The organism is Bacillus sp. NPDC094077, assembly GCF_050279465.1.
GTDB lineage: Bacteria > Bacillota > Bacilli > Bacillales > Bacillaceae_G > Bacillus_A.
The window spans coordinates 84,985-107,267 of the sequence record NZ_JBNNUF010000006.1; the positions used below are offsets into that span (position 1 = coordinate 84,985).

Here is a 22,283-nt window from a genome sequence, read left to right on the forward strand (position 1 = left end):
TAACTTTTTTCAGGAATCATCCATATTTTATTTCTGAGAAGGTGCTTTGTTTTACTAAAAGGCGGTTGCAGGAACAACCGCCTTTTTATTTATGATAAAATGAATTTTTTGTTAATATAAAACTTTTATAGTTTTATACGAAATTGATTACAAAGATATTCTTTTCTATTTAATCTACATCGGATAATACGATTGTGATGGATAATAAGACTGTAATGAATAATACGATTGCGATGGATAATAAGACTGTAATGAATAATGCGATTGTGATGGGTAATAGGGCTGTAATGAATAATGCGATTGTGATGGGTAATAACTTTGCTGCATTTGTTGTGCTTGTATCGCCTGATGAACCGCTTGAATAGTACTTTGCGCAGGCCCCGTCCCTCCTAAAGGGCGCACTTGCGTTTCGTTGTAAAAATAATTACGAAACATTCTTTATTCACCTCATCCCTGTAAATATTTTTGTCTTCCATCTTTCATACTATGAATATTTAATTACAGTGGATAATACATGACGTTTTTCAGTCTTCGATACGTTTCTCCAATAACAGCTTCTTCGTTATACATTGGGATTATTATCGAATAACATATATTATTTTCCACTATACCCAATCCTTTACAAAGTTACTTTATATAAAGTATTTGAGCGCCCAGGACCACCCATATTCATACTTTCTTTTTCACCATTTTTTATTGTTTGCCACTCTTCAGAAGGTATTTCCTCACCATTTTCTTGAATCCACTTCGTTACTTCAGAACTTCCGCCTCTCATTCCTTCATTTGAAATGAGGAAGTACTTTATTTTCCCGCTTACTACCAACTCTTTTAATTTCTCAACAGAATACACTGGATCCGAACCAGAAAATCCACCCATCGTTATTACAGATTCCCCCTTATCTATAATGTAAGGAGCTGCAGTTTGATAACTTGTTGTAGCAAACAAGTATTGTTCACCAGTATTGTTTTTCTTTAAGTATGACAAAGTTTTATCATCTAAACTCTCATTATCCATACCTCTTTGTTTGTTTCCTAGCATTCCTGAAGGTTTTCCACTAGTGCTTGGAACTTGCATATGATTTTCTGTTAAAGCGTGATCTCGTTCGTTTGGAATTCCACTTCCATCTGGTACTCCTTGACCATCTGCTGAGCTTGGTCCCGCTTGTGGGAGCATACTATTTCCACCATAAGTAATCGGTGTAGCAGCCCAATACAATGGTCCAATTAATAATATAAGTAATCCGGCAATATGCAGCATAAAAGGCAATTGATTCTTTTTACACTTAAACCAAACAAGCAAGAGAGTAAAGATAGTTCCGGCTGCAGCTATACCAAAAGACCACGCAGCCCCAATGACATCACTGTAAGGATGAATTATATACCATTGGAAGCCTGCCGTTCCTACAACTGCAATTGGCAATAACCAAGATTTCCAACCAGTATTATTTTTGTAATCCTCAAAAAGCTGTGCCCAACCAGCTCCAAATAGAGCTGCAATAGGAGCCGCGAGCATTATTAAATAATAATGATGAAAGAATCCAGCAATACTGAAAAATACCATGACTGGAATTAACCATGCGAGCCAAAAGACAGCTTCTTTATGTTTTAAAGTTATATTCTTTCTTCTTACACTAGCTAATAAACTAATACTAGCAATAGCAATAAACGGTAGAAGCCAACTAGCCTGTCCAGATAATTCAGACTGGAATAGACGGAACGGCCCTTTCTCTCCAGTTCCAAACATACCTCCTACCTTTCCACCTGGACCCCCATTTTTACCTATCGGCGGACCATCACCATTTCCTTTTGGTAAATTAGCTCCATTTTGAGTATTATCGTTTTGTATGACTTCATTGTTACCTTGAAGCGGTTGAGATTGATCATTTGCATTAGGTACTCCTTTATCTGCTGGAACTTCCTGTTTGCCATTCTCAGCACCATCATTTGGCATTCCCCACATATTATTTTGAGATGGTTGTTGATTTTCCTTCGAACCAGGTACTCCTTGATTCCCAGTAAGACGTGATATGCCATTGTAACCAAACGCTAATTCTAAAACTGAATTTGTCTCACTACTTCCAATATACGGACGTTTATTTTCAGGAATACTGTCTACAATTACCGCCCAAGAAAGAGAAATAACGAGCATAATAGCTGTTGCACCAGTAAGGAAACCAATCTTTTTTTTCCAGTTCACTTTCGCAGCTAGCAGATAAAAGAGATAAATAGCAGGCAGTACCATATATGCCTGTAGCATCTTCATATTAAAAGCTATCCCCATTACCGCAAAAGATCCGAACAGACTCCAAATACTACTAAGCTTCACGCTTCTAAACAAGAGCCAAGTAGCTAGCAAAAGAGTAAATACAAGCAAACTATCAATATTATTTGTTCGGCTCACTGCTGCTGCAATTGGTGTGCATGCAAAGGCTAAAGCACTAAGACGTGCAGCAACTACACCAAAAGAAGGTTTAACTAAAAAATATATTAACAATACAGATCCTACCCCTGCCAATGCTTGAGGTAGAATTACACTCCAACCGTGCAACCCAAAAATATAGGCACTAATCGTTTGAATCCAAAATGCAACAGGTGGTTTATCTACCGTTACGGACCCGGCTGAATCGAGGGAAGCAAAAAAGAAATTATGAAAGTTTTGCAGCATACTTGCTACTGCAGTCGTATAATAGGTATTTACATATTGATCCGTCCAAATATTATAGCCATATAAAAACATAGCTAAAAGAACTATCAATATTAAAAACACATCCAATCGTTTTTTTAAGTGTAAAAACATAGAATTACAACTCCTTAATTATTTTATACATTGCACTAGGCCATGACTGTATTATCTTTCTTCCATCTGAAGTAGACTTGAATATAAGCTGAAAGTTTCCTGAAAACGTAAAATAGCTGTAACATTACAGTGGAAAAACAAAAATTAAAAAAGCTTACCACTTATTCATGTTACTTTCAGCAAATTTTCAGCATAATCGAAGATACTAAAAATAATTAAATAACCGGAGGTAAAAAATATGAACTCTCTTAAAGGGATTAAAATATTATTAGTAGATGATGAACCCCATATTTTACAGTTTTTAGAGATAGGGTTAATGAACGAAGGATATGTAGTAAAAAAAGCGGCCGACGGAATAAGTGCGATTAACTTAGCGCAAGAATTTCAGCCTCATGTAGCCATCTTAGATGTAATGATGCCTGGTATGGATGGATTTGAAGTATGTCGAATGATAAAAAAAAGCGGCGCTCTTACTTCCGTAATTATGCTTACTGCTAAAGACGAAGTCGATGATCGGGTGAAAGGACTAACGTTAGGCGCAGACGATTATATGATAAAACCATTTAGTTTTGACGAACTACTTGCCCGTATACATGCACGTCTTCGCAATCAGTTTCCTAATTTATTCAGCGAAGTTATTTACGGGCCATTTAAATTAGATGATCGTAGAAAAGAGTTGTTATTTAAAGGAGAAGTTTTAGAGCTTTCTCCGACGGAATATGAACTACTTAAATACATTGTAATTAACCACGGAATTGTATTAAGCAAGGGCATAATACTCGATAAAGTATGGGGCTACGACTTTCAAGGAGATGAAAATATTGTAGAAGTTTACATTCGTTCACTCAGGGAAAAATTAAAAGATAAAGAACACCAACTCATTCGTACAATTCGAGGTGCAGGTTATCGTGTGGACCTACCATGATTAAGCGAATGCAGTTCTTTATAAACAAAAGGCTCCTGCCTCGCTCCCTACGACGTCAACTTTTAACACGAACATTACTTATTTTATCTCTTATTCTTTTGAGTATCGGTTTTTTACAATTTTGGGTAATGAAAGACTTCCTATATAAAAACGAGGCTGAGACATTACGAGCAAAGATGATGTCTTTACCACCAGACATAGATTTACTTCCTTTCAACTCAGAAAATGAAGAAAAAAAATATCCTGATCCTAATCGACCAAGATTTTTATTCTCAAAAGATATTTCATTCGCAATTATCGGACAGGCTGGTGATTTTAAGGACTTCGCAGAGAGCACCGGATTATCCTCTCCAAAGTTATTAAGCAAAGAGTATGAAAAAATACTAGAACAGTTCTCGAATCGTAAACAAGTAACATATAAAGTAGTGCGTAATAAAGAAGGCATTGAACAATTAATCGTTTTTAAACCTATTCCAGGTATTCCTAATGGTTCCAATGGGGATTTTAATCAAGCACCCAATCGAATTCTTCAAATTGGGACAGATACTGCTCCTTTACGTGATATTCTATTTCAGCAATTACTAACGTTCATTGTCCTATCTGTACTAGCTTTACTTATCGGTTTAGCGCTATATTTACCGGTTCTAAAAAATACATTGATTCCTCTTTCTAACATCGTAAGTGCAGTAAAAAATACAAATGCGGGTAATTTGGCTGATCGCCTCCCTACACACCAAGGACAAGAAGAAATTGATCAATTAGCTTCAGCCTATAATGACATGCTAAAGCGATTAGAGACAGCCTTTCAATATGAAAGAGAAACAAAAGAGAAAATGAAGCGTTTCATTGCTGATGCCTCTCATGAACTTAGAACACCCCTTACATCAATTCATGGTTTCTTAGAAGTGTTATTACGAGGCGCAGCAGATCGCCCTAATCAGCTATATAATGCTTTAAATAGTATGCACGGCGAATCAAAACGTATTATAAAGTTAGTAGAAGATTTATTGTTTCTTGCAAAAATGGATCGTGAACCTGGACTACATTTATCGGAAACGAATCTAACCGAACTCATTCAACAAATGCAGCCACAACTAAGTGTTTTAGGCGGACACAGGCACATATTATATGATTTAACAGAAGGAGTAACAGGTACTTATGATGCTGATAAGATTAAACAAGTAATTCTAAACCTATTCCATAACGCGGTCCAACATACTGATTCTACTACAGGCAAAATAACAATTTCTTTAATGGTATTGAATAATCAAGTAGAACTATCATTACAGGATAATGGTTCAGGCATAAAACAAGAAAATCTTCCTTATGTATTCGATCGTTTTTATAGAATAGATGATTCTCGAACGCGAAAACATGGTGGCTCTGGACTAGGCCTCTCTATTACTCAAACGATTGCTCATGCACATGGCGGTACGACATCTGTAAAAAGTAAGTTTGGAGAAGGCACAACATTTTATGTTAATCTTCCACTCATATTGCCATCACTACATCTAGATGATAAAGGAGCAAAGCATGATTATTGAAGGTGATTTTAACCAATAATCATACTAATAACTGCATAATATAACTCATTTCATAATCTAAGCGGTTTATGTGACCAACGCTCGATTAGACTATGAGTTATGTCACTCGGAAAAGGTACCTTGCAGCAGGGGTACCTTTTCTTTATACTTGAAACTGTATATTTTCCACATATAAGATTAGCCGGTTTTAAATATCTGAATTTTCAATTTACTGAAGGTTATCACCTAAACAACCTCGAATATTGTAATAAACATACATAAGGAGGTTGATCTATTTTGTTTCGTTCTTTTACAAATGGTTGCGTCGCCTTAGTGCAACGCTTCTTGCCAGAACCGTTTATTTTATCCTGTTTATTAACTGTTTTCGTTATCTTCTTCGGCATGTTTGCGACGCATCAAACACCTGTTGAGATGATTAATCATTGGGGCAATGGAATTTGGGGACTGCTCGCCTTTTCTATGCAAATGGCACTTGTACTCGTGACAGGATCTGCTTTAGCAAATGCTCCTCTTATTAAAAAAGGATTAACGAAAGCTGCAAGGCTACCGAAAACGAATGGCCAAGGGATTATTGCCATTTCAATCGTAAGTTTACTTGGCGCATACATAAACTGGGGCTTCGGCATTGTTGTATCTGTTTTATACGCAAAAGAAGTGGCAAGACAATTAGAAGGATTAGATTATAGACTAGCAATCGCTTCTTCTTACTCTGGATTTCTCATTTGGCATGCAGGGCTTTCTGCTTCTATCCCTCTTACATTAGCAACAGGCGGCGAAACGTTAATCAAAACGACAGCTGGAAGTATTAAAGAAGCGATTCCAATAACAGAAACGTTATTCTCACCATACGCTCTCGTTCCAGTTATTATCTTTTTAGTTACGATGCCTCTCATTAACCGGGCGATGCATCCAGATGAAAAACATACGATTACAGTAAACCCTAGCGTATTCCATGAAGAAGCTGCCGCTCAAGAAGTAGAGCAAAAAACATTCGCTGAAAAAATGGAAAATAGCATCATTATTACACTTTGCGTTGGATTATTAGGTCTCATTTACATTTTCAACTACTTTTATACGAAAGGCTTTAACCTTACGCTAGATATCGTTATTTTTATGTTATTAATTGCAGGTCTTATTTTCCACCGGACTCCGATTCAATATATTCGTGCTTTTTCAGACTCTACGAAAAGCGCTTCTGGCATTTTACTTCAATTTCCATTTTACGCAGGTATTATGGGTATGATGATTGGGGCAAATAGTGAAGGACTTTCACTTGGAGGAGCTATTTCTAATTTCTTTATTAGCATCTCAAATGAAACGACTTTCCCACTCTTTAGTTTTTTAAGTGCTGGCATAGTTAATATTTTCGTTCCATCTGGTGGCGGTCAATGGGCTGTGCAAGCACCAATTATGATTCCAGCTGGCGCTGAACTTGGTGTACCTGCTGCAAAAACAGCAATGGCCATTGCATGGGGCGATGCTTGGACGAATTTAATTCAACCTTTTTGGGCATTACCAGCATTAGCGATAGCTGGTTTAGGTGCTCGTGATATTATGGGATTTTGCGTTGTTAACTTACTATATGCAGGTTTTATCATTAGTCTATGTTTCTTATTTATTTAAACGAAAAGCTAGTTTTATACTAGCTTTTTTATATAATAAATCATTCATTTTTTATACATTTTATAATCTTTCTCCACTCTATACCTGTAAGATTTAATGCTTTATATGCAAACAAATCTTCACATATTTTTTCAATCATATGAGGATTGTTCTTAAGGAAATTCCAGCGTAATACTTTAGGAAGAAAATGTATTTCATATTCTTTACTTCCCCGTACTACCTCATCAACTTCTCTTTCACAAATTCCTCTCACTAAATAGTCATCTCTTAATTGTATTTGAACTTGTTGAAACATTTCGCTACATTTCTTCAATTGAAGTAAACACGTAATATACGTCCGAAAAAGTTCGTCATCATACTGACAACACTTTATAATACGATCAAATTCATTCATAATGTACGTGCCTTTTCTTCTATTTGTAAAAGCCACTTTTCTCGCTTCGTTACTTTACTCGTTTTCACAGATTGAAAAACTGACCGTTTTATATCGCGAATGCCGCAAAAACGTAAAACGCCTCTCTTCATCACAATCCAATCCGCTGATCGATATAATAATGCGACGTACCATAAAGGCGAATCTAACGTATTAATAACCCACGCTTTCTTTCCGTTCAATAATCCTTTCGGTAAAGCTCCTTCATATTTATAAGCAAATCCAGCTACAAAAATACGGTCAATAAATCCTTTTAAAATAGCAGGCATCCCCCACCACCATATCGGATATATAAAGAGAAGAGTATCCGCTTCTTCCACTAATTTTCTATATCGCACTGTCTCTTCCTCATTTACTAAATCACGCCTTCTCTTCTCTTCATTAAATACAAGTACCGGATCAAATTGTTCCTTGTATAAATCAAGTACCGTAACAGAATGATTTGTTTCTTGTAATCCTTTTTGCACATGCTCTAAAATTGCCCCGTTAAAGCTTGAAGGATTAGGATGAGCGTATATAATTAGTACGTTCACTACAAAGCACCCCCTCTATAATTACAGTTTCCCCTTCTTTAACATCTTCTCTACAATTTGCACATTTTTTGAACTTTGTAACAACCGATTTAATACTGTTAGTAACTCTTCTTTTTCTAAACCTTTCAGTTTCTCTTTAACCGTACTCTCACCTGCACTTTGAATATCATAAACAACCGCCGCCATATGCTTACAAAAGTTCTCATAAGGACACTCGCAGCTACTTTCTGTAAAATCCTCGAGATCAATAATTACTTCATAGTTCCCAGCATTCCCAGTAACGAAAGCAAACACTTTATTGTCGTGTATTTCAACATCTTCTACATGTCCATCTTCATAATATTCATATCCTCTGTCAATAATGTACTTCGGAATCCATTTCGTTATATCTTTTAATAAGTAAGCGTACATAACAACACCTCTTCCTTTAATTCCCTTTTGACTTCCAAAACCCTGCATGTTATTCTATTAACTGTCAAGTAGCGAGCCTACGTGACAAAACAACTGACACCTATTCGGCGAAGGTGTCTCTTTTCGTTTGTAGCCGATAGGAAGTGCCTCTTTCAGGCACATTCAACTTTTGACACTACACACTCAACACCATTCCCTTGTATCAGGCTGCTTTAGCAGTCTTTTACACTACATACTTCAAAAAAAAGAGAGCTTAGCTCCCTTTTCTCGCCTTATAATATACCCCTTTTTCCGCAAAGAGATATTCATCATCAGCTAAAGTAATTTTCCCATCCAGTTTCAGTTCGTCTAATAGCCTCGATAAATAAAATTGATGTAACATTTTTTTCGTGAATTTTCCTTCATGATGCGAAACGATATGTTCTTGAATATCTAACAATGATATTGGCTTATCTTGTTCTATCATATATTCATAAACTGTACTGCGCAGTTTTACGTATTTTTCGAGTGTCACAGTAATCCGCAACCCCTTTCTTCTTAATATAAATTTTCGTAATCGGTTTTTTTGCAACAAAAAAACCTCTCCGATAAGAAGAAGTTACGTATATATCTTCGTCTTATCTCCCAGAACAAATATGTTCTGCTGGAATTAGCACCTGCATCGCGGTTGCTGGGTTTCATCGGGCCAGTCCCTCCACCTCTCTGGATAAGAAAATATTCACTTAAAACTTACTATACGTAATTTCACTTTAATTGTCAAACAAATATAACAAATTATATTTTTTTCTTCAATGTTCATACTATACATATATGAACATTCAAGGAGGATTATGAAATGCATCAAAACGCTCGCGGATATGTACAAGATTCTTTTCAATCATTACAAGAAGCAAAACATTGTTTAGAAGAAGCACTACAGACAGTTGAAAAAGATTTTAATCGCGCTCGTATTGAACAATCACTTTATGCTATTGAACAAGCATTGCAACGTTGTGATTACACGGTTCACATTTTAGAACAAGATTAAAAACTTCCCATCAATTGATGGGAAGTTTTTTCAAATGGCATACTTCATTATTATTGCCGTTATGATTAAAAAATATACAGAATTAGCAATTTCTAAAATCCCTACTTTTATGATAGAAATTTTTTTGCCATACAACATAATTGCTCGAATGACACTTGGTATGAAGATAAGAGAACACCACGGATTGATAGCAAATACGATTATCGTCAACACGATATGATAACCCCAAGATATAAGACGATACTTCGGATTATTTTTCTCACGAATCATCGTTTTCACATAAAACGTGCTTCCTAAAAAATATAAAAATGAAATAAGCGCAATAAATAATGCTGTTTTATCTATAAGTTTCATTGAAAAATAATAACTAATTAAACCACCTATACAAAAAACAATGATTGCACAAATGTCATTTAGTAATGCTCTTTCATTTTTTTGACGAGCGTAATATATATTTACAATAAACAATGGAATCATGATTACTACGAATAAAAGAATTCGCCATTCATATAATAAAGAAATCATCCCAAATACGAACGCAATAATAAAATAAACAATTGCAGCGTGTAAAAACTCTTTTTTTCGTCTTTGCTTTATGTACATGAGACATGGATACGTAGCTAAATAAATAAAAAACCAAGCTAAAAACAATGGAATATGATATAAAGTAGGTTTCCCAAGTACAATACTTAATAGAAATGGTATAACAAGCATAGCCCATGCCCCATGTTGCTTCGGAATAACTAACTTCATTACCTATACACCTCCCTCTTGAAAATAATTCTCACCCACTATTATACAAATAATTTCATATAATAATGGATGCATATTGAATCTATTTTTTGACAAAAAAATGCTCCTTACAATATGTAAGAAGCATGAAAGAGGCAAACGAATATGTAAGTCGCGACCCTACCTTATATGAGTATGCTTTTCTATGTCACGTTATGCTCATCTAATATGCCATATTTCTTTTTAAATCTTGTAAGAATCTTAATCCAAGAGGTACTAAATAATAATAAGAAAATAACATTCGAAATCGCATGGCTCAAATCGAAGTAAAAACTTGCGACATAGTACGAAATGACAGTTTCCCACGTTGCTTCTCGTATAAAACCGAGTAGTCCCCAGAAGTTCATAATCCAGCCAAATAAAAATCCAACGATCACTCCATACAGGAGTCTTCCCCATAGCTTTTTCATTAAAAATGTATAGCGAAGTAAGCCTGCTATAAACCCAATCATGCCCCACGAAAACATTTGCCATGGGGTCCACGGACCTTGTCCTAAAAAAATGTTAGATACAATAGCAGCTGTGGCACCGATCATAAAACCAGTTTCACTTCCAAACACGATTGCAGAAACGATAATGACAAAAGAAGTCGGTTGCACACTTGGCAAAATAGAAAATGGTACTCGGCTAACTGCTGCGATTGCTGCTAATACGGCAACGAGAACAATTTCACGTGAAACAAACGCCTTCCTTTCAAAACGAACATAGAAAGGTAACATAATAACAACTAATAAAAACAAACTACTTAACATGTAATAACCGTCTATGATAAGTGTAGTAAAGAGTAATGTGCCTATTATAACTGCAAAAATACATATTATGAATGCAACATATCGTTTGGACACGCTTCGTACACATCCTCCCACGTTAATGCATATGGCAACTTTTTTCGAATGAATCTGTTAATGGATGTTGTATAAAAAAAGTTACCGCTAAAAAATTCTTTCGGTGCATCATTCATAATGACTGTTCCATCAAATAACATCATACATTGATCAACGTATTTCGCTGCAAATTCAATATCATGCGTTGCCATTACAATTGTTGTACCTTCTTTTTGCAGCTGCTTAAATAACTCTCCTACTCTTTCTTTCTTCCATGGATCTAATCCCTTTGTTGGTTCATCAAGTAATAATAAAGTTGGCTTTGATAATAGCGTTGTACATAATGCGAGTAATTGTTGCTCTCCCCCGCTACAATCATGTGGATGCCGCTCTTTAAGTGAATCTAACCAAAACCTTTTCAACATATCTTCTGCTATTTCTTTTCCTTGTTCCCCATATAATTCACGAGCACGTTCATAAATTTCTTCCCACACTGTATCAAATGTAAAATGATAATACGGATGTTGCGATACATACCCGATACTTTTAAATCGTTCGTTCGAATCAATTTTATGTATCACTTTACCATTCCATTTTACTTTCCCTCTTCTCGCTTTTTGCAATCCAGCTAAAATCGTTAACAATGTAGACTTCCCGGTACCATTTTTCCCAACGAGGGCTACCCATTTTCCTTTTTCAATCGCAACTGTTAAATCTCGTAAAATAAGTGGACTATTTTTTTCATATTGAAAAGAAATATGGTCTGCATTTAAAATTATTTCTTGTTTTTCATGTCGCTTCTCTTGCTTATCCACATATGATATCGCTGAAAAATCGTTCATTTTCATTTGCGCTTCTCGCACTGTAAAGGGAATATCTTCCACATTCCATTCTAAAAACAATCTTGGAATTTGCGGAATGAATGGACGGAAGTTTTTTACTTCCCACATTTTCGCTATAACCGTTTTAGGGTTACCATCATAAATAATTCGGCCGTTATCCATACAAACAACTCGTGTTGCAAGTGGCATGACTTCATCTAAACGATGTTCACTTAAAATAATCGTAATTCCAAGTTCTTCATTTATACGTTTTAATAATCCTAAAAACTCTTTCGCAGCAATCGGATCTAACTGCGCTGTCGGTTCATCTAATAATAATAATTTCGGCTGCATAACTAATACCGCAGCTAAATTTACAAGTTGCTTTTGCCCACCAGATAGCGTATGAACAGATTGATGCAGTAAATCTTGAAATCCTAAAAAACTAATAAGCTCTGCTATTCTTTTTTGAATAATATGTGATGGTAATCCGATATTTTCTAAAGAAAATGCTAATTCTTGAATCACTGTATCCATAACGATCTGATTTTCTGGATTTTGAAATACCATCCCAATTTCTTGGGCCGATAATAAATCTGGTACATCTTCTAATAAAGCACCGTCATAATACGTATATCCAGAACGCTTACCTATTGGAAGTAACTCCTTTTTAAAATGTTTTAATAAAGTCGTCTTCCCAGAACCCGATCCGCCAACAAGTGTAATAAACTCACCTTTTTGAATAGAAAGAGAAATATGCTGTAACGCTTCTTCGTTTTCATCAGCATATACAAATGATAAATTGTTTATTTCTGCATGCGCCACCATACCCATTCCCTTCCTTCCATTATAATTGGTAAACTAATAAACAGCGTAAATAGTACAAACATCATTCCATCGTATTGCTGAAATAGAATAGATTCGACTTTCGGATAAATAATTAATTTACCTCCGCCATAATTACTCACTATGACAGCAGCTATAAATAGAATACTTAAATAACTGAGCATATACCAATCGCGTCTTTCCATTCTATATCGAATATATGTCGTACGCTTCGTTACACCAAATCCACGAGCTTGCATTGAATCTGCCGTTTGAAGTGCATCTTCTAACGAGCAAATTAATAATACTTGCAGCAACTGCATACCATTTTTCACTCGTTCAACAATTGAACCTGAATCTACCTGCACACCTTTCGTTTTTTGGACAAGTGTTATTTTCTTTAACCGCCTAATAAACAAAGGAACAAATCTCACTGTAATCATCGTTAATAATGCAACTTTCGGTGAAATTCTCGAAAACAAATATAAAAATTTATGACTTGAAATAATATCATTATAAGACGCGAACGTAAACATAACCGCAACTAATAATAATCCCATTACTAGTCCAAACATAATCGCCTCAAGCTTAATACGACTATCACCTAACCAAAATAACGTAGTTCGACCTCTATGTGTGAATAACGAATTAAATAAAATCACCATAAAAAAGAAAACGATTGTGCTCGGTAACATCTTTCGTATCTTTCCGCTATTCCCTTGCATTATATTTATAATAACAATTAATATAATTGCTCCAATTAAAAAAAGAGGATGAAGACACATCATACATAGTATCATCACCCCGATATAATAGAAAAAATTCACAAAAGGATGTAAAGAAGAAAAACTTATTTTCATAGTCCTTTACCGAATGCCTTTCTTATTTTAATACATATACCCACTCAATTGTATCTCCTGGTTTTACTGTAACTACACCAGCACTACGGTTTGGAAATGCACCGTTCACACGATATTTCCATCCACTAGTATCAGCAATATCTTTTTCATATAAATCATTAATACCTTTTACATAAATACTATCTTTTGATCCACTTGCATCAACATCTAATCCTGTACGCTGCAACACTTTATAAACAGTATCGCCTTCTTGTACATCAACCTTTTTCGCACCTAATAAGTATCCTTCATGACCTTTTACTGAGATAGTGACTTGTTTTTCTTTAGGAACTGGATCTGGTTTTGGTGGTTCAGGATTTGGCACCGGCGGAGTCGGTATAGCTTTATTCTCTTTATTCGGATCTACCTTTTGCTCCTGCTTCGGTGTTTCTTTCGGCTGATTAACAACCTTTGCTTCTTCTTTTACTTCTTGTGCTTTCGGTTGCTGTTGTTTCTCTTCTTGTGCTTTTTGCTGTTCTGGTTGTTTAGTAGCGGCAGGTTGTTCCTGAGGTTTCTCTTCTTTCTTTACTTCAGACTGTTCCTGTGTCTTTTCCTCTTTCGGCTTTTCTTCTACTTTTTGTTCTTGTTTCTCTTTCTGCTCTTCTTGCTGCTTCTGCTCCGGTTCAGCTTGTTTCTCTTCCGGTTTCGGTTTTTCTTGTTTTGCTACCTCTTCTTGTTTTGGTTCTATTTTCTTCTCAGGCTTTACAGCTGCCTCTTCACATCCAGCAAGTAGCCCGAGCGAAAGCATTAAAGAAATGAACCACTTCATCTTACTCATGTTCTCTCTCACCTTTCATATAAAAATTAGGAGCAAATCATTGCTCCTAATTTTTGTTAAGCTGCTTTACGTCTCCATAATACATATGCAGAAGCAATACATAATACACCCATACCTACTTCTGTAGCTGCACTATGAGAAGATGCTCCTGTTTTTGGTAGCCTGCTACCGTTTCCGGATTTTTTATTTTTAACCGGTTCGTTATCTACAACAACTTTTATAGTTTCATCTTTTGTTTCTTGTTGTACTTGTTTTTGTTCTTCTGTAACTTCTTTATCTACTACATTATTTTCCGGTTCGACTACCTTTTCTGGCTCTTCAATCGGTTTCGGCTTAATTACTTCATCAACGACTACATTAGACCAATTATAAATAGACTTACCGATATCTTTAAATTGAAGCAACGCTAAAAGAGCTTGCTCTGTAGCCATTCCACTACCGTTTTGATCACTTGGTAACCATTTGAATTCACCATTTGGAAGCTGATATGACAGCAGACTTTGCACTGCCTTATGAAGGCGATTTTGATCTACATCTTTAACAAGTGATAATCCAATAATCGCTTGCGCAGTACTATTCGAATTTTCTTTTCCATCAGCAGAAAAACCGCCATTTTTTAGTTGTTCGTTATATAAATACGCAACAGCTTTTTGTACAGCTGGTTTCACATCTGGTCGATCTTGATAAGGAGCTAATGCTGATAAAACCATACCTGTTACATCAACGTTACTTGCACTATCTTTACTACTTGTACTATCATAAGTCCAGCCACCATCCGTATGCTGAGTGTTTAAAAGCGCTTCTACTAAAGCAACTCGATTCCATTTTGATTCAACTGGAATCTCATATTTCTTCGTATCAAATGCAAGTAAAGCAAATGTATAACCTGTAACAGAATTCACCTTATCTGATTCATACAATTTTTGAACTAAGTTATGTCCGCCTACCTTTTTAGGGTCTGCATTCATTGCATTCATCATAATAATCGTTCTAGCTAAATCTGTTGCTGAAAAACGATTAATACGTTTTTCCACTTTTTCTGTTACTGCCTTAACATAATTTAATTGCGCCTCAATTGGTATATTATTTCCAGAACGAGAAAGGCCTAATGCTACCCAATCACTTTCAATTCCATCTTGTAACATCTTTTCAGACGTTTTAGAAATTGCTTCGTTTACTTGTGTTGCTGCAACTCGAATGTTCTCTTGCTTTGGTTGTTCTGTTGTTCCACCTGGCGTTTTACCGCCTTGACCTTCTGGTTTATTCCCATCTGGTGTTTTACCATCTTGGCCCTCTGGCTTGTTCCCATCTGGTGTTTTACCATCTTGACCTTCTGACTTGTTCCCATCTGGTGTTTTACCATCTTGACCTTCTGGTTTGTTCCCATCTGGTGTTTTACCATCTTGACCTTCTGGTTTGTTCCCATCTGGTGTTTTACCATCTTGACCTTCTGGTTTGTTACCATCTGGTGTTTTACCATCTTGACCTTCTGAGTTTGTTTCGTCAGTTTTGCCACCGTTAGGATCTTCTGTTTTACAAGTTCCAATCTTATCTAACGTTTCTTTCAATGTTTCTTGGCTCATATTGCTCCAGTCTGAAACGAAACGGAATACAACAACGTCTCCAGACTCTAATTTATAACTATCTGCTCCAACTTCTGCAGATTTATCATTTACATCGTACATCCAACCGCTTGTGTCCCCAGCCATTAAGCCGTCAATGCCTTTTACATATGTTCCAAACGACATTGTTTCAGATGTTACTTTGTCCCCCATGACTTTTTGTAGCAAACTTAAAGCTGTTTCCCCATCTTCAATTTGCTCTTCTTTCGGGCATAATATAATGCCCTTTTGTGATTCGCCAATAATTGCAAGTTTTGCTGTATTTCCTTCAGCAAACGTAATATGTACCGTATTCGCAAAAGAAACAAATACAAGTGTAACTGCCATTAACGACGTAAGCAGCCATTTTCTTAATATTGCCATCCCAAAATTTCCTCCCTTACTACCATTTACACAAAAAAAGGCCCTTCAAGGGCATGCGATTGACACTCTCTTTTTGTAAGTGTCGAACAAAAATGCACAACACCTCCTACCCGCATAATTCGCGGCTATATTTGTATAGGAAAAATAATTTCGTTTATGAACGTATCATTGTGATAGCATTCACTTTTCTAGGCAAAACTAACTTCCATTCAAGTTATCGTAAAAACGATAAACCTATACATTCTGTATATTTTAAATTTCTGTATTATTTTACTATTGACAAAGAATTTTGTCCATGCTTTATCGGATTTATTTTCTAAGAATACTAACTTTCTAACCTCCTAACTATGCAAACTCTTTTCACTAATAATAACGCCATCCTCATCAACATAAACATATTCATTTGGTTTCCATTCCACTTTTCCAAATTGCAATGAAATATTTCGTTCTCCTTTTCCCTCTTTTACACTTCTATTTGGCATCGTCCCTAACGCTAAAATACCAATATTAATATTTTTCAGTTCACTAGAATCACGAACATATCCATTTACAATAATCCCTGCCAGTTTTCTTTCTTCCGCAATAGCCGCCAAATTATCGCCGAGTAACGCACAATTAGTAGAGGCTCCTCCATCAACAACTAATACCGTTCCTTCTGGCAATGTTTGCAATCCCTCTTTCACTAGTACATTATCATCCTTCACTTTTACCGTTGCAATTTTCCCATAAAATTGTTCTTTCTTCCCAAAAGACCGAAAAGACTGGCGACATATTTGTAATTCACTTTCAAACTCATCACATAGATCCGTAGTTTTCCACATCTTTTTCCCTCTTTTCCTTTTTATCCTTCTATTTCTCAGCTGCGGAATGTCCCCCACTGATTAACGTTTCACCCTATATAACATATTCTTGGATTTTTTTCGTTTCCCTGTCTCATGTTGCAATAATTTGTATGTGAGGGAAAAGTTATGTACAAATATAGGTTGTAGAAACTTAAACTATTGCCTTAAGGAGAAAGCTTTATTATAATCTATTTCACAGATAAAATTCAGAATATTTAAAATTAATCAAGTGAAAAAAGGAGGGATTACATGCAATTACAAACTGAGACAAAAAAACAGCCTAGTCAATCAAAATTTAAAATGCCTGATGCATATGTACTACTATTTTTTATTGCTTTACTTTGCGCTATTGCTACTTATTTTGTTCCCGCTGGAGAATTTAAAAGGGTTACAAACGGCACTGTTACAACAACAATACCAGGAAGTTACCATTCTGTTCCACAATCGCCTGTAGGGTTTGTTTCCTTTTTTACCGCTATTGAAAAAGGAATGACACTTGCTGCTCCTATCATCTTTTTAATTTTATTTACAGGCGGTGCCATTGCAATTCTTGAAAAAACAGGTGCTCTTGACGGTCTAATCTATCATGTTATTAACAAATTTCGGAATCAGCAATTACTTTTCATTTGTATTGTCGCAGCACTCTTTTCCATTCTTGGAACGACTGGCATTATCGTTAACTCAGTTATCGGTTTTATCCCCATTGGTATCATCGTTGCACGCACATTAAAATGGGACGCTATCGTCGGCGTAGCAATTATCTATTTAGGCACTTATGCTGGTTTTAATGCTACTATTTTATCTCCCTCACCTTTAGGTATTTCACAAAAAATCGCAGAACTTCCGATGTTTTCAGGAATTGGTTTACGTATAGCAATCTATATATCTTTTTTACTTGCTACCATTCTTTATATTCATTGGTATGTAAAACGCTTAAAGGAATCGAATAAAGGAAGCATGCTTGGAGACAACTGGTTTCCAAGTAATGCTCTTTCAAGTGGAGAAGAAACGCAGAAAACAGAAGTTCCTTGGACAATGCGTCATAAGTTAATTTTACTCGTTTCAGCTTTATCATTAATTGTATTTTTAATGGGCGCTTTTCGGCTACATTGGACGGATGCAGAAATGACCGCTACTTTTATTTTCATAGCAATTGTAGCGGGAATGATAGGTGGTATGAAAGCAAACGATATCGCCTCTACTTTTCTAACAGGCTGCCAAAAACTTATATACGGTGCGTTAATCGTCGGAATGGCCCGCTGTATTTCAGTCATTTTAGAACAAGGAAAATTGCTGGACACAATCGTTAACCAACTAGCGCAGGCTCTCGAAGGACAAAGCCCTGTATTTGGCGTTCTTGGTATGTATGTAAGTAGTGCTGCATTACATTTCCTCATTTCATCAGGTACAGGTGAATCTGTTATTTTCATTCCGATATTAGCCCCATTAGCTGATTTCATGCACATTACACGCCAAGTTACAGTACAGGCTGTTATGCTTGGAGAAGGTGTAGTGAACTGCTTAAATCCAACTTCTGGTGTTTTAATGGGCGTTCTCGCAGCGAGCGGCATTTCTTATGGCAAATGGATTCGTTTCATGGCTCCACTTGCATTCATTTGGTTTATCATTGGACTTGTTTTTCTTATTGTTGGAGTGAATATGGAGTGGGGGCCCTATTAAATGACAAAATATAGGAAGCTATTTCTATTCAAAAGTAATGGCTCCCTATATTTTTATAACTAATGAACGTCCTTTTTAATTAATGATTTTCTCTCTAATACTTTGTAAAACTTGTATTCCCGTAGGAGTGATTGTTGTACCTTGCTTCTTGACACCTATCACGACACATCCACACCGTTTGAGAATTGATAGCTTATTGCGCATTTGAGCTTCGGATAATGGACGGGAGACCAATGAGCATAAAAGGTTTCGGCCCGCCCGCTCCTGCCGTTTACTAATATTCCACAGGATCGTCAATATCTCCTCATACTCCATCAGGGAACCATGGCGTGATAAAAATTGAAGGATATCTTCCCCTTCGGCTGTTACACCGTAAGAGCGTGACAAGATGACGTTGCTATTCAATATACGTTCAGGAATATGTTGTAATTTTACTGTATCTCCTTCTACGATTACCTTCAGGTACTTAATAAAGTTTTCCAACTCTCGAATATTCCCCGGCCAGCTGTAGTTTAAAAGAACATTTTTTACTTCAGGTGTAAATTGTAGCTTTATCCCATTATCACGAAGGAAATAGTCGATGAGAATAAAAAGATCCTCTTGTCGTTCTCTAAGATTTGGGATATTTAATGGCAAAACGTTTAGTCTATAGTACAAATCCTCCCGAAAATCACCCTTCGACACCATACTATTCAAGTTTCGGTTTGTGGCAGCAATTACCCTAACATTAATGGGAATTACGCGATTTCCTCCTACCCGCATCACCTGCCGCTCTTGGAGCACACGCAGCAAGGCTGCCTGAATACCGAGAGGTGCATCCCCAATCTCATCCAGAAAAATGGTTCCATTATGGGCCAATTCAAATAGACCCATTTTCCCTCCTTTTTTAGCTCCTGTGAAAGAGCCCTCTTCGTATCCAAACAATTCACTTTCTGCCAAACTTTCTGTAAGTCCGGCAAAATTGACCGGGACGAATGGGCCATCCCTCCGTGTGGAATACTTATGAACCGCTTGAGCAAATACTTCCTTGCCCGTACCGTTTTCTCCTGTTATTAATACGGTAAAATCGCTTTCTGCCAGTCTGACTGCAACCTGTTTCGTAGAGCTTATGCAATCGCTTACGCCAATGATGTTTTCAAAAGAATATTTTGTCGTTAATCCCAGACGGCTACTATTTTTGCGGATTTCCTGTTCATTTCGTTGAACAATTGTGACGTCTTGAAATGTAACAACGACGCCCATCAAATGCCCATCCAGTATCATGGGAACCTTGGTAACCAGAAGAACCTTGTTCCGTATCTCTAATAATTGATTGGACTCCTCCACGTGGGACCGAAAAATCTGATTCAGATTAAACTCAGGAATTACATCCCAATACGTCTTTCCAAGACAATTCTCTGCAGACAGGCCGAGAACTGTCTCCGCTTCTTCATTAAAAACCGTAATATCGCCCCATTCATCCATACTGATAATTCCTTCATGAACAGCATTAAATACGGATTCTAACTTTTGATTTAACCGCTTTTCATTGTTTACGGAATTGGCTAAATTTCTTCCGAGGCGGACAAAATCACGAAAAAACTCCGCTGTATAGAAATGCGCATTTTCTATAGGTAGATTCAATTGTTGAGCAATATCATAAATCGTTGTCAAATCGATCGGGCGTATGCCTAAATCAACCACTTTACCAATTGTCTCTGGGACAAGTTCTTTTAATCCATGAGTAACCGCTACACCGATGCCTTCAAGTACAGGCTGGATTTCATTTGGGTGCGGAACATATGGAATAAAGTGCAAATAATCAAACCCCAGGCGATTCAAAAGCTCAATGGCATCTAAAATCGTATCCATACTGTTTGAGACAAATAGACATTGGGTTCCCGGAGCTAAATCCATCAGTTTTTCGAGATTTGGCAAATGAACGGTTCTTCTGACAAACAGTACCCGCTCATGGAGTCGTTTCGGTAAACGCTCCAACATACTTTCAGCGGAGACTAGAATCAGTTCGCACTCGTCCATTAATTGATTATCCAGCTCCTCATGCTCATGAACGGTATAAACTTGAATATTGGTACCGAAAAACATTCTCAGGTTAGTCTCAAAGGTTTGTGCTAGCTTTTCCCCTCTTGTTAGCAGTAAAATGCTTGGTCTCTCCATTTTTCTCTCCTCTTAAAACCCTTTTTTAGAATAATAATAACTTAAACACAAACCTAAAACTATACCTAATAAAAACTTCTATCGGAGTATTTCAAGAAAACTAGACGGCTATTAGAGGAAGGTGTTATCCAGATAGAAAAGGTTGTTCATTTTTCACGTTTTTTCTAATTTAAACTTTCTTATGAAAAAAAATGCAAGTGCCAAATCTAGAGTTACGCTTTTATGTATTAAAATTATAATTTTTGGAGTAGATGGGCGGTCAGAGCTGACCTAACGGGAAGTTGCTCGATTTCAACATGCTCATTTTCGGCATGGATACCTTCCCCGACTGGACCTAATCCATCTAGTGTTGGAATACCTAATGCGGAAGTAAAACTCCCATCACTGCCCCCCCCCACTGATTCCTCAGTCAAGTGAAACCCTAATTTAGATGAACATGTTTTTGCCAGTTTAAACAATTTTGCATTTTCAGCTGTTCTTTCCATAGGCGGGCGAGTAACTCCACCTGAAATCTGTAAGGATACCCCTTCCAGATGTGGCTTTAACCCATAAATGATTTTCGAAATACGCTCTCCCTCATCGAACTGGCTGATTCGCAAATCCACAGCCAGTTCCGCTTGTTCTGCTACCACATTTCCGGCGCTCCCTCCTCGTACCGCACCGACATTTAAAGTTGTATCCAACTCATAATCAGTAAGTGAGTGCAAGAATAAAATCTGATGAGCCATTTCCTGTACCGCACTGATTCCATCCTGATGATTATGCCCTGCATGCGCTGCTTTCCCTTTAATCTGGATTGAAAACTTACCAATTCCTTTTCGAACCGTTTTAAGTGCACCTGTATGTGCCGCTGCCGGCTCCGGAACGAGAACAGCCTGACTCTTTAAAGCTTCCCGTTCGATCAATACCCTAGACGTGTTGCTTCCAACCTCCTCATCGCTAGTGCAAAAGAAAACGATCTTCTTATTTAAGGAAATCCCCAGCTCACGGCAGGCTTTCAAGGCCCAAAGAGCTTGGATAATTCCTCCTTTCATATCTAGGATGCCTGGCCCATACGCCTTATTTCCTTCTACTCGGTAGGAAAGTCTTCCCACCTCCCAAACAGTATCAAAATGACAAATGATTAAAATTTGGGGATCGCCTTTCCCATAACTAAACCGCAGGTGATTTCCCACATGTTCTTGGGGAATCACTTCCGCCTCAACGTCAAGATGCTTCTTAAACAACTGTTGAATCACTTCTCCACACTGATCCACCCGCACTTTCGAATGCGAGGGTGACTCAGCTAGCACAAGTTTTTTTAGATCTTTCAAGATTTCTTCTTGGTGTTGCTTTAAATATTCTAATACTGTATCCATGTTTAAAGTCTCCTTTATTAATCGCCAAT

Annotated in this window: 20 protein-coding genes and 1 riboswitch; of the genes, 5 read left to right on the top strand and 15 right to left on the bottom strand. The window is 36.8% G+C overall.

All coding sequences use genetic code 11. The features are described 5' to 3' along the window. Nucleotides 1-174: 174 nt before the first annotated feature. Both ACQKNR_RS16525 and ACQKNR_RS16530 read right to left on the bottom strand, forming a co-directional pair. Entirely contained in the window at nucleotides 175-435 is a 261-nt protein-coding gene (locus ACQKNR_RS16525; protein WP_427318813.1) for a hypothetical protein, read from the bottom strand. A gap of 184 nt (nucleotides 436-619) precedes the next feature. After that, nucleotides 620-2,797, bottom strand: coding sequence for a glycosyltransferase family 39 protein (locus ACQKNR_RS16530; protein WP_427318814.1), 2,178 nt, complete (start codon nucleotides 2,795-2,797; stop codon nucleotides 620-622). A gap of 238 nt (nucleotides 2,798-3,035) precedes the next feature. On the opposite strand from ACQKNR_RS16530, the gene ACQKNR_RS16535 reads away from it, so the two are divergent. From ACQKNR_RS16535 to ACQKNR_RS16545, 3 genes are all read left to right on the top strand, one after another. After that, nucleotides 3,036-3,722 carry a response regulator transcription factor gene (locus ACQKNR_RS16535; RefSeq protein WP_427318815.1) on the top strand — a complete coding sequence of 229 codons (687 nt, stop codon included), beginning with the start codon at nucleotides 3,036-3,038 and terminating at the stop codon, nucleotides 3,720-3,722. Beyond that, nucleotides 3,719-5,266 (top strand): sensor histidine kinase, encoded by a 1,548-nt coding sequence (locus ACQKNR_RS16540; protein ID WP_427318816.1) that lies wholly within the window; start codon nucleotides 3,719-3,721, stop codon nucleotides 5,264-5,266. The genes ACQKNR_RS16535 and ACQKNR_RS16540 overlap by 4 nt, the downstream gene beginning before the upstream one ends. A gap of 276 nt (nucleotides 5,267-5,542) precedes the next feature. Then, nucleotides 5,543-6,889: a short-chain fatty acid transporter gene (locus ACQKNR_RS16545; protein ID WP_427318817.1), complete on the top strand. Its 1,347-nt coding sequence runs from the start codon at nucleotides 5,543-5,545 to the stop codon at nucleotides 6,887-6,889. A gap of 40 nt (nucleotides 6,890-6,929) precedes the next feature. On the opposite strand, the gene ACQKNR_RS16550 is transcribed toward ACQKNR_RS16545, so the two are convergent. The 4 genes from ACQKNR_RS16550 to ACQKNR_RS16565 form a co-directional block, all read right to left on the bottom strand. Beyond that, the gene (locus ACQKNR_RS16550) at nucleotides 6,930-7,283 is read right to left on the bottom strand and encodes a group-specific protein (RefSeq protein WP_427318818.1); all 354 of its coding nucleotides are present in this window, start codon (nucleotides 7,281-7,283) and stop codon (nucleotides 6,930-6,932) included. Beyond that, entirely contained in the window at nucleotides 7,280-7,855 is a 576-nt protein-coding gene (locus tag ACQKNR_RS16555; RefSeq protein WP_427318819.1) for an NAD(P)H-dependent oxidoreductase, read from the bottom strand. The genes ACQKNR_RS16550 and ACQKNR_RS16555 overlap by 4 nt, the downstream gene beginning before the upstream one ends. A gap of 21 nt (nucleotides 7,856-7,876) precedes the next feature. Beyond that, nucleotides 7,877-8,314 carry an SWIM zinc finger family protein gene (locus ACQKNR_RS16560; protein ID WP_427318820.1) on the bottom strand — a complete coding sequence of 146 codons (438 nt, stop codon included), beginning with the start codon at nucleotides 8,312-8,314 and terminating at the stop codon, nucleotides 7,877-7,879. A 205-nt stretch (nucleotides 8,315-8,519) separates the two neighbouring features. Beyond that, the gene (locus tag ACQKNR_RS16565) at nucleotides 8,520-8,840 is read right to left on the bottom strand and encodes a hypothetical protein (protein ID WP_427318821.1); all 321 of its coding nucleotides are present in this window, start codon (nucleotides 8,838-8,840) and stop codon (nucleotides 8,520-8,522) included. Between the two features lie 40 nt (nucleotides 8,841-8,880). After that, nucleotides 8,881-8,979, bottom strand: a riboswitch (SAM riboswitch). A 122-nt stretch (nucleotides 8,980-9,101) separates the two neighbouring features. On the opposite strand from ACQKNR_RS16565, the gene ACQKNR_RS16570 reads away from it, so the two are divergent. Further along, nucleotides 9,102-9,293 (top strand): hypothetical protein, encoded by a 192-nt coding sequence (locus ACQKNR_RS16570; protein ID WP_427318822.1) that lies wholly within the window; start codon nucleotides 9,102-9,104, stop codon nucleotides 9,291-9,293. Between the two features lie 30 nt (nucleotides 9,294-9,323). Here the strand turns inward: ACQKNR_RS16570 and ACQKNR_RS16575 are convergent, their stop codons facing one another. From ACQKNR_RS16575 to rraA, 7 genes are all read right to left on the bottom strand, one after another. Next, nucleotides 9,324-10,046: a YwiC-like family protein gene (locus ACQKNR_RS16575; protein WP_427318823.1), complete on the bottom strand. Its 723-nt coding sequence runs from the start codon at nucleotides 10,044-10,046 to the stop codon at nucleotides 9,324-9,326. A gap of 182 nt (nucleotides 10,047-10,228) precedes the next feature. Further along, the gene (locus tag ACQKNR_RS16580; protein WP_427318824.1) at nucleotides 10,229-10,930 is read right to left on the bottom strand and encodes an ECF transporter S component; all 702 of its coding nucleotides are present in this window, start codon (nucleotides 10,928-10,930) and stop codon (nucleotides 10,229-10,231) included. Further along, nucleotides 10,903-12,564, bottom strand: coding sequence for an ABC transporter ATP-binding protein (locus ACQKNR_RS16585; RefSeq protein WP_427318825.1), 1,662 nt, complete (start codon nucleotides 12,562-12,564; stop codon nucleotides 10,903-10,905). The genes ACQKNR_RS16580 and ACQKNR_RS16585 overlap by 28 nt, the downstream gene beginning before the upstream one ends. Continuing rightward, on the bottom strand, nucleotides 12,537-13,415 hold the full coding sequence (locus tag ACQKNR_RS16590; RefSeq protein ID WP_427318826.1) for an energy-coupling factor transporter transmembrane component T: 879 nt from the start codon (nucleotides 13,413-13,415) through the stop codon (nucleotides 12,537-12,539). Before ACQKNR_RS16590 ends, ACQKNR_RS16585 begins: the two co-directional genes overlap by 28 nt. A 22-nt stretch (nucleotides 13,416-13,437) precedes the next feature. Beyond that, nucleotides 13,438-14,232 carry a DUF4430 domain-containing protein gene (locus tag ACQKNR_RS16595; protein ID WP_427318827.1) on the bottom strand — a complete coding sequence of 265 codons (795 nt, stop codon included), beginning with the start codon at nucleotides 14,230-14,232 and terminating at the stop codon, nucleotides 13,438-13,440. Between the two features lie 56 nt (nucleotides 14,233-14,288). Further along, nucleotides 14,289-16,217, bottom strand: a complete 1,929-nt coding sequence (locus ACQKNR_RS16600; protein ID WP_427318828.1) for a DUF4430 domain-containing protein — start codon at nucleotides 16,215-16,217, stop codon at nucleotides 14,289-14,291. A gap of 341 nt (nucleotides 16,218-16,558) precedes the next feature. Next, nucleotides 16,559-17,038, bottom strand: coding sequence for a ribonuclease E activity regulator RraA (gene rraA, locus ACQKNR_RS16605; RefSeq protein ID WP_042978866.1), 480 nt, complete (start codon nucleotides 17,036-17,038; stop codon nucleotides 16,559-16,561). A 270-nt stretch (nucleotides 17,039-17,308) separates the two neighbouring features. On the opposite strand from rraA, the gene ACQKNR_RS16610 reads away from it, so the two are divergent. Next, a complete protein-coding gene (locus ACQKNR_RS16610; RefSeq protein WP_427318829.1) occupies nucleotides 17,309-18,739 on the top strand; it encodes a YfcC family protein in 1,431 nt (476 codons plus the stop codon). Nucleotides 18,740-18,814: 75 nt separating this feature from the next. On the opposite strand, the gene ACQKNR_RS16615 is transcribed toward ACQKNR_RS16610, so the two are convergent. Both ACQKNR_RS16615 and ACQKNR_RS16620 read right to left on the bottom strand, forming a co-directional pair. Beyond that, complete coding sequence (locus ACQKNR_RS16615; RefSeq protein ID WP_427318830.1) at nucleotides 18,815-20,896, bottom strand: sigma-54 interaction domain-containing protein; 2,082 nt, start codon at nucleotides 20,894-20,896, stop codon at nucleotides 18,815-18,817. 233 nt (nucleotides 20,897-21,129) lie between these two features. Continuing rightward, nucleotides 21,130-22,254 (bottom strand): M20 family metallopeptidase, encoded by a 1,125-nt coding sequence (locus ACQKNR_RS16620; RefSeq protein WP_427318831.1) that lies wholly within the window; start codon nucleotides 22,252-22,254, stop codon nucleotides 21,130-21,132. Nucleotides 22,255-22,283 lie beyond the last annotated feature (29 nt).

Bases quoted from the DNA above. Each gene is read 5' to 3' on its own strand.
- ACQKNR_RS16530 (WP_427318814.1), bottom strand. From the start codon at position 2,797: ATGTTTTTACACTTAAAAAAACGATTGGATGTGTTTTTAATATTGATA.
- ACQKNR_RS16590 (WP_427318826.1), bottom strand. From the start codon at position 13,415: ATGAAAATAAGTTTTTCTTCTTTACATCCTTTTGTGAATTTTTTCTAT.
- ACQKNR_RS16570 (WP_427318822.1), top strand. From the start codon at position 9,102: ATGCATCAAAACGCTCGCGGATATGTACAAGATTCTTTTCAATCATTA.
- ACQKNR_RS16620 (WP_427318831.1), bottom strand. From the start codon at position 22,254: ATGGATACAGTATTAGAATATTTAAAGCAACACCAAGAAGAAATCTTG.
- ACQKNR_RS16540 (WP_427318816.1), top strand. From the start codon at position 3,719: ATGATTAAGCGAATGCAGTTCTTTATAAACAAAAGGCTCCTGCCTCGC.
- ACQKNR_RS16550 (WP_427318818.1), bottom strand. From the start codon at position 7,283: ATGAATGAATTTGATCGTATTATAAAGTGTTGTCAGTATGATGACGAA.
- rraA (WP_042978866.1), bottom strand. From the start codon at position 17,038: ATGTGGAAAACTACGGATCTATGTGATGAGTTTGAAAGTGAATTACAA.
- ACQKNR_RS16575 (WP_427318823.1), bottom strand. From the start codon at position 10,046: ATGAAGTTAGTTATTCCGAAGCAACATGGGGCATGGGCTATGCTTGTT.
- ACQKNR_RS16535 (WP_427318815.1), top strand. From the start codon at position 3,036: ATGAACTCTCTTAAAGGGATTAAAATATTATTAGTAGATGATGAACCC.
- ACQKNR_RS16560 (WP_427318820.1), bottom strand. From the start codon at position 8,314: ATGCAGGGTTTTGGAAGTCAAAAGGGAATTAAAGGAAGAGGTGTTGTT.
- ACQKNR_RS16585 (WP_427318825.1), bottom strand. From the start codon at position 12,564: ATGGGTATGGTGGCGCATGCAGAAATAAACAATTTATCATTTGTATAT.
- ACQKNR_RS16610 (WP_427318829.1), top strand. From the start codon at position 17,309: ATGCAATTACAAACTGAGACAAAAAAACAGCCTAGTCAATCAAAATTT.
- ACQKNR_RS16615 (WP_427318830.1), bottom strand. From the start codon at position 20,896: ATGGAGAGACCAAGCATTTTACTGCTAACAAGAGGGGAAAAGCTAGCA.
- ACQKNR_RS16595 (WP_427318827.1), bottom strand. From the start codon at position 14,232: ATGAGTAAGATGAAGTGGTTCATTTCTTTAATGCTTTCGCTCGGGCTA.
- ACQKNR_RS16525 (WP_427318813.1), bottom strand. From the start codon at position 435: ATGTTTCGTAATTATTTTTACAACGAAACGCAAGTGCGCCCTTTAGGA.
- ACQKNR_RS16600 (WP_427318828.1), bottom strand. From the start codon at position 16,217: ATGGCAATATTAAGAAAATGGCTGCTTACGTCGTTAATGGCAGTTACA.